This is a genomic window from Zavarzinia sp. (assembly GCF_049306435.1).
Lineage (GTDB): Bacteria > Pseudomonadota > Alphaproteobacteria > Zavarziniales > Zavarziniaceae > Zavarzinia.
Window position 1 is genome coordinate 1 of sequence record NZ_JBAQRT010000164.1, and the last position, 5,507, is coordinate 5,507.

3 protein-coding genes are annotated in these 5,507 nt (G+C 67.6%); 1 reads left to right on the forward strand and 2 read right to left on the reverse strand.

The features are described 5' to 3' along the window. Positions 1 to 2,759 (reverse strand): [protein-PII] uridylyltransferase (locus tag WAZ62_RS09105; RefSeq protein ID WP_422643211.1); only part of this gene is annotated, 2,759 nt, incomplete at its 3' end. Between the two features lie 161 nt (positions 2,760 to 2,920). Here WAZ62_RS09105 and WAZ62_RS09110 point away from each other — a divergent pair. After that, a complete protein-coding gene (locus WAZ62_RS09110; protein WP_422643212.1) occupies positions 2,921 to 4,120 on the forward strand; it encodes a low temperature requirement protein A in 1,200 nt (399 codons plus the stop codon). A gap of 4 nt (positions 4,121 to 4,124) precedes the next feature. Here WAZ62_RS09110 and mutS read toward each other — a convergent pair. Beyond that, positions 4,125 to 5,507: DNA mismatch repair protein MutS (mutS, locus tag WAZ62_RS09115; RefSeq protein WP_422643213.1), on the reverse strand; the 1,383-nt coding region annotated here is incomplete at its 5' end.

A 5,507-nucleotide genomic window follows, 5' to 3' on the forward strand; every position in this document is an offset into this window, starting at 1 on the left:
GGCGTCGCCGCCGCGACCGCGGGCGCGGGCGGTGCCAGCACCTCGGTCAGGCGGCGCTCGATCGCCTTCAGCTTGCCGCCATGGCGGATCTTGTGGCCGAACAGGTCCGAGACATAGAAGACGTCGACCGCCCGCTCGCCATAAGTGGCAATATGGGCGGAACGGATGGTCAGGTTCAGGGCGAAGATGGCGCGGGTCAGCTCGAACAGGAGGCCCGGCCGGTCGCGGCCGTTCACCTCGATCACGGTCAGCCGGGTCGAGGCGTTGTTGTCGATCAGCACCCGGGGCGCGACCTTGAAATTCATCGTCCGCTTCGAGGGCGCGGCGCGGCCTTCCAGCACCTCGCGCGGGCGGACCCGGCCCATCAGCACCTGCTCGATCGTGGTCGACAGCTTGGCCAGCCGCTCCGGCCGGTCGAAGGGGCCGCCGTCGGCGTCCTGCAGGGTGAAGACGTCGAGCGCCATGCCGTCATTGGTGGTGAAGATCTTGGCATCGACGATCGAGGCGCCGCAGACCGAGATCGCCCCGGTCACCCGGGCGAACAGGCCCGGATGGTCGGCGGTATAGAGGGTGACTTCGGTCACGCAGCGGAAGCGGTCGGTCCGGGTCGCCAGGGTCAGCGGCGCTTCCTCGCGGTCGGCCTCGCGCATCAGCCGGGCGTGACGCTCGACGCAGGCGGGCTCGGTCGAGACCAGATAGGATTCGGCGTGACGGCGGAAGAAGGCTTCGATCTCGGTCGGCTTCCAGTCCTTCAGCCGCGCCGAAATCTCGGCATGGGCACGGTTCAGGCGCTCCTTCGGGGCGCTGGCGTGGCCGCCCGACAGCAGGGGCTCGGTCTCGTAATAAAGCCCGCGCAGCAGCTGGCCCTTCCAGCCGTTCCAGATGGCGGGGCCGACGGCCCTGATATCGGCGACGGTCAGCACGGCGAGAAGGCGCAGGCGCTCCGGGCTCTGCACCAGGTCGGCGAAATCGTGAACGGTCTTCGGGTCGGTCAGGTCGCGCTTGAAGGCGGTATTCGACATCGCGAGGTGATGGCGCACCAGCCAGGCCACGGTCTCGGTCTCGGCGGCGGAAAGGCCGAGGCGCGGGCACAGGCGCTGGGCGATCTCGGCCCCGATCACCGAATGGTCGCCGCCCCGGCCCTTGGCGATGTCGTGGATCATCACGGCGCAATAGAGCACGCGGCGCGACAGGATCTTGTGAATGATGTCGGTCGCCAGCGGCAGGTCTTCGCCGAGGATGCCGCGCTCGATCTCGGCGAGGACGCCGATCGCCCGGATGGTGTGCTCGTCGACCGTGTAGACATGATACATGTCGTATTGCATCTGGGCGACGACGCGGCCGAAGTCGGGCACGAAACGGCCGAAGACGCCGGCCTCGTTCAGACGGCGCAGGGAGGTCTCGGGATCCTTGCGGCTGGTCAGGATGGTCAGGAACAGGGCATTGGCCGCCGGGTCGTGGCGCAGGGCGGCGTCGATCCGCTTCAGGTTCCGCGTGATCAGATGCAGGGCCTGCGGATGCACGTCCAGTTCGTGGCGCTGGGCGACCTCGAACAGGCGGATCATGTCGATCGGCGCCAGCTCGAACTGGTTCTCCGACGTGACGCCGACGCGGCCCCCCTCGACCAGGAAACCCTCGACCACCTTGGCCCGGCGCGACAGCGACAGGAGTTTCAGCCTGGACGGCTTGCGCCGCGCTTCTTCTTCCAGATTGGCGCAGAAGATGCGGGTCAGCACGCCGACATCCTTGGCGAAGAGGAAATAGTGCTTCATGAAGCGCTCGACGCCCTTGGTGCCGGCATGATCGGTATAGCCGAGGCGGCGGGCGAGTTCGGGCTGGACGTCGAAGGTCAGTCGCTCTTCCGGGCGACCGGTCAGGAAGTGCAGGTGACAGCGCACGTCCCACAGGAAATTCTCGGCCTTGACGAAGCGGCGGTATTCGTCGGCGGACAGCACGCCCTTGTCGACGAGTTCGGCGGCATCGTCGACCCGGTGGACGAATTTGGCGATCCACCACAGGGTGTGCAGATCGCGCAGGCCGCCCTTGCCTTCCTTCAGGTTGGGCTCGACCGTGTAGCGGGAATCGCCGAGGCGGCGGTGGCGCTCGTCCCGCTCCTTCAGCTTGGCTTCGGCGAAGGCGGCGCCATGGCCGTTCACCACGTCGCGGCCGAAACGCTCCTTCAGTTCGGTGTAGAGCGCCTGATCGCCCCACAGCCAGCGCATCTCGAGGAGCGCGGTCGCGATCGTGTTGTCCTGCTTGGCGAGGCGGATGCAATCGTCGATCGAGCGCGTGGCATGGCCGACCTTCAGCCCCAGATCCCACAGCAGATAGAGCATGTATTCGATCACCTGCTCGTGCCAGGGCGTCTCCTTGTAGGGCAGGAGGAACAGGAGATCGACGTCCGAACCGGGCGCCAGCTCGCCCCGGCCGTAGCCGCCGAGGGCGATCAGGTCCAGCCGCTCGCCCGCGGTCGGGTTCTGCAGCGGATAGACATGGGTGATGGTGAAATCATGCAGGACGCGGATGACCTGATCGACCAGATAGCACAGGCCCGCCGCCGTCTCGCGCCCGTTGGCCTCTTCCGTCTCGAGCCGGCGCCGGCATTCGGCCCGGCCCTCGGCCAGCGCGGCCTTCAGGGCCTGCACCAGCTTCGGGCGCAGGGCATCGACGCTTTCCCCGACCGCGGCGAAAGCCTCGATGGCTTCGACCAATACCTTGCGGTCGATGATCGTGCGGCGGTGCTTGACGGCGATATCCATCGGTCCCTCTGTCAGGTCAGGCCTTATAGGTAAGGCACGAGGGCCATGAAGTCGATGACCCACGTTTTTCAGGGCTCGATTGCGCCCGGCGGTGGAGAGGGTTGCGGGACTTTTCATCACAGCTAGAATCCCGTCGTATTCCCGAAGGCCTGGAGACATTGATGACGAGCGATACCGCCCCGCACCCCCTGCTGCGCCGCCGGGACGGCCATCATGCCCGCGTGACCTTCGAGGAATTGTTCTTCGATCTCGTCTATGTCTTCGCGGTTACCCAGCTCAGCCACCAGTTGCTGCATCATCTCTCGATCACGGGTGCGATCGAGACGCTGATCCTCTGGTTCGCGGTCTGGCTGGGCTGGCAATACACCTGCTGGATTACCAATTGGTTCAATCCGGAAACACCGGCGATCCGGGGCCTGCTGTTCGTGTCCATGCTGGTCGGCCTGGCCATGGCCTCCGCGATTCCCGAAGCCTTCGAGGACCGGGGCCTGATCTTCGCCGTTTCTTACGCCGCGATGCAGGTCGGGCGCAGCGCCTATGTCCTGTTTCATCTGGGCGGCAGTCAGGCGCTGTCGGCCAATTATCGCCGCATCCTCGGCTGGATGACGATATCCGCCGTGTTCTGGATCGCGGGCGGCTTCGTCCAGCACGAGGCGCGGATGGCGCTCTGGGCGATCGCCGTGCTTTGCGAATATGTCTCGCCCATGTTCGGTTTCCCGCTGCCCGGGCTCGGCCGCTCGAAAACCAGCGACTGGACGATCGAGGGCGGCCATCTGTCCGAGCGCTGCAAGCTCTTCGTCATCGTCGCCCTCGGCGAAACCGTGCTGGCGACCGGCGTGCCGCTGGCCGAGACGGCGGTCTGGGACGCGCCGGTGCTGCTTGCCCTCGTCTCGACCTTCCTCGGCACGCTCGCCATGTGGTGGCTCTATTTCGGCACCTCGGGCGAGGATGCGACGGCGACCATCACCGCGTCCGACGATCCGGGGCGGATCGGCGCCTATTTCCACTATGTCCATGCGATTCTGGTCGCCGGCATCATCGTGACCGCGGTCGGCAACGATCTCGTGCTCGGCCATCCCCACGGCATGGCCGAGGTCGCGCAGATGATCGTGATGGTCGCGGGGCCGGCGATCTATCTCGTGGGCAGCGCGGTCTACAAGAAGATCGTCTATGACGCCGTGCCGGCCTCCCATGTCGTCGGGGCGCTGGTACTGGCGGCGGTCGGCCCGCTCGGCCTCGTCGCCGATTTCCTGGTCATGGGCTGGGTCACGACCCTGATCATGCTCGGCATCGCCTGGTGGGAAACGCAGGTGCGCCGGGTCTGCCGCGCGGCGCGGGCGATGCCCGCGCCGGCCCATTGACCGGTCAGCCGCCGAGCAGCGCCTTCAGGCGATAAAGCGCGTCCAGCGCCTCGCGCGGGGAAAGATCATCCGGGGTGACGGCCTTCACCGCCTCGAGAAGGGCGGTGGCCACCGGATCGGCCGGGACCTGGGGCGTCGGCTTCGGCCGGGCGGCGAGCGCGGCGAAGAGCGGCAGATCGTCGGCGAGGGCGGCCATGTCGGGTCGCCCGCCGCCCTGTCCCGCGCCGCCCGATTCCAGCCGGTGCAGCACGTCTTCCGCCCGGGCGATGACGGCGGGCGGCAGGCCCGCCAGTTTCGCCACCTGGATGCCGTAGGAGCGGTCGGCGGTGCCGCGCACCACCTCGTGCAGGAAGACGACTTCGCCCTTCCATTCCCGCACCTTCACCGTATGGGCGGCGACCTCGGGCAGTTTCTCGGCGAGGGCGGTCAGCTCGTGATAATGGGTGGCGAAGAGGGCGCGGGCCTTGTTCACCTCGTGCAGATGCTCGATGGCGGCCCAGGCGATGGAGAGACCGTCATAGGTCGCGGTGCCCCGGCCCAGTTCGTCGAGGATGACGAGGCTGCGCGGCGTCGCCTGATTGAGGATCGCCGCCGCCTCGACCATCTCGACCATGAAGGTGGAGCGGCCGCGGGCGAGGTCGTCGGCGGCGCCGACACGGCTGAACAGGCGGTCGACGACGCCGATCTCGGCCCTCGCCGCCGGCACGAAACTGCCGGTCTGGGCCATGACCGCGATCAGGGCGTTCTGGCGCAGGAAGGTCGATTTACCGGCCATGTTGGGGCCGGTCAGCAGCCACAGCCGGTTGCCGGGGCCAAGGTCGCAGTCATTGGCGACGAAATCGCCCTCGCGCCCGGCGCCGAAGCCTGCTTCCACCACCGGATGGCGCCCGCCCTCGATATGGAAGGCCGTGCCCTCTTCCAGCACCGGGCGGGTATAGCGGCGCCTTTCGGCGAGTTCGGCGAGGCCGGCGGCACCGTCGATCTCGGCAAGGCCGAGGGCGGCATCGGCGATGGCCTCGGCCGCGCCCAGCACCTCGGCGACGAAACCATCGAAGATCTGAACCTCGAGCGCGATGGCCTTGTCGCCCGCCCGGGCGATGCGGTCGGCGAGTTCGCTGAGTTCCACGGTCGAGAAGCGAACGGCGCTGCCCAGGGTCTGGCGATGGATGAAGCGGCTGTCGGTCGCCAGCTTGTCGGCGTGCAGCGGCGTCACCTCGATATGATAGCCCAGCACATTGTTGTGGCGAACCTTCAGGATCGAGATCCCGGTATCGGCGCGCAGGCGCCCTTCCAGCGCGGCGACGAGGCGGCGGCCCTCGTCGCGCAGCGCCCGCTCCTCGTCGAGGGCGGGGGACCAGCCGGCGGCGATATAGCCGCCGTCGCGGGC

What these genes read in the sequence shown, in the direction of transcription:
- WAZ62_RS09110 (WP_422643212.1), top strand. Translation starts at nt 2,921, where the DNA reads ATGACGAGCGATACCGCCCCGCACCCCCTGCTGCGCCGCCGGGACGGC.